The 1,556-nt window shown below is 67.5% G+C and carries 2 protein-coding genes and 1 tRNA gene; 1 reads left to right on the top strand and 2 read right to left on the bottom strand.

Annotated features, from left to right (window positions below):
• Positions 1-227 precede the first annotated feature (227 nt).
• Complete coding sequence (locus tag VGB60_RS03525; protein WP_331036898.1) at positions 228-1,079, top strand: outer membrane protein; 852 nt, start codon at positions 228-230, stop codon at positions 1,077-1,079.
• Positions 1,080-1,139: 60 nt separating this feature from the next.
• Here the strand turns inward: VGB60_RS03525 and VGB60_RS03520 are convergent, their stop codons facing one another.
• Together VGB60_RS03520 and VGB60_RS03515 are read right to left on the bottom strand one after the other, a co-directional pair.
• Complete coding sequence (locus tag VGB60_RS03520) at positions 1,140-1,337, bottom strand: hypothetical protein (RefSeq protein ID WP_331036897.1); 198 nt, start codon at positions 1,335-1,337, stop codon at positions 1,140-1,142.
• 80 nt (positions 1,338-1,417) lie between these two features.
• A tRNA-Ile gene (locus tag VGB60_RS03515) sits at positions 1,418-1,490 on the bottom strand.
• Positions 1,491-1,556 lie beyond the last annotated feature (66 nt).

Here is a 1,556-nt window from a genome sequence, read left to right as displayed (position 1 = left end):
GCGGCGATTTCTTCCTCGAGTTCGAGATAGCGCTCGGCCTTGTCGGCGGGTCGGTCGTCGCGGGCGGCGTAGGCCATGTGGGCTCCTGGCAGAGCCAAGGCATATAGTGGCGGACATGACACGTGGCGAGACTCGTCCGTCCACGTCGGTCATTGAACGCATCCCGACGCCGGGTCTCGGCGTAGTTGCCCCAAGGATGGCCTGCAGGAGGCCGCCGGAGGAAAGACATGCGACACATCTATCTGGCTGCGGCCGCGACCGCCGCTTTGATGTCCGGAGCCGGCGCCGCCGCCGCCCAGGACTGGAGCGGCCCCTATATCGGCCTGACGATCGGCGGAGCCATCCCCGACGACGACGAGGACGAACGGGTCGTCTTCGACACCAACCTGGACGGCTCTTTCAACGACACGGTGCGCAACGGCGCCGGCGTCGACGCCTTCGGCCCCACCACGGCCAACCCGGGCGGTTTCTGCGGCGGCAAGGCGCTTGGCGCCAACTTCGCCTCCGGATGCCTCGACGACGAGAATATCGGCACCGAGTTCGCCGCGCGCGTCGGCTACGACATGCAGTCGGGACCATGGGTCTTCGGCGGCCTGATCGAAGCCGCCACCGTTGACGTCGAGGACTTCGCCACCGCCTTCAGCACGACGCCGGCGGCTTATCAGTTCAACCGCGAAATCGACGATGTGTTGTACGCCGCCCGACTCCGTGTCGGCCGCAGCTTCGGCCGCTCGCTCGTCTACGCCACCGGCGGCGCGGCCATGGCCAAGGTGACCGACAGCTTCTTCACCACCAACACAGCCAACAGCTTCTCGCCAGTGGAGTCGGAAGACGACGCGACCGGCTATCAGCTCGGCTTCGGTGGTGAGATGTGGGTCAGCGACCGGATCACCCTGGGCGCCGAGTACCTGTACACCAGCCTCGACGCAGGCGACGGCCTGACGGTCCGCACCGGCCCCGGCACGGCCCCGGCGACCAATCCGTTCCTGATCACCAACGCCGCCGGCACGGACCAGCGCCGGTCGTCGGACGAGCTGGCCTTCCACGGCTTCCGGCTGACCTTGGCCGCCCGGTTCTAAGGACCGTAAGCAGCATCGGCGGCGTCGCTTAGCGGCTCCGTCGATGCGGCGTCCGCCGCCTCAGGGCTTGATGATGCGATAGCCGACTTCGCTCAGCAGCTTCGTGTCGTCGTAGATCCGGGCCCTGGTGAAGGTCTGGCTCGCGGCGAGCCGTTCCGTCGCCCATTCCCGCGCCTGATGTGCGTCCGTGACCACGAGTCGCTCCGTGCGCAGGGGCTGGGTCCCTTCGGCGTAGAGTTGCACGGTGAACGTCTGCATCGGCCTTTCCTTCCTGCAAGTGAAAGGGCCAGGCCGGCGCCGGGGTTCCTGTGTCGTTCCGGCGACATGGGCGGGAGCGGTAGGCGCGGAGGGACTCGAACCCCCAACCAGACCGTTATGAGCGGTCGGCTCTAACCATTGAGCTACGCGCCCGCCGTGGCCACGGCCTAGCAGGCGGGACGGCGGCTTGCCAAGCGGACGAGCCGTCAGTCGCTGTTT

Origin of the sequence: Brevundimonas sp. (assembly GCF_036399195.1) — a bacterium.
Lineage (GTDB): Bacteria > Pseudomonadota > Alphaproteobacteria > Caulobacterales > Caulobacteraceae > Brevundimonas.
The sequence above is the reverse complement of the archived record's forward strand: the minus strand, read 5'-3'. Positions and strand labels throughout refer to the sequence as shown.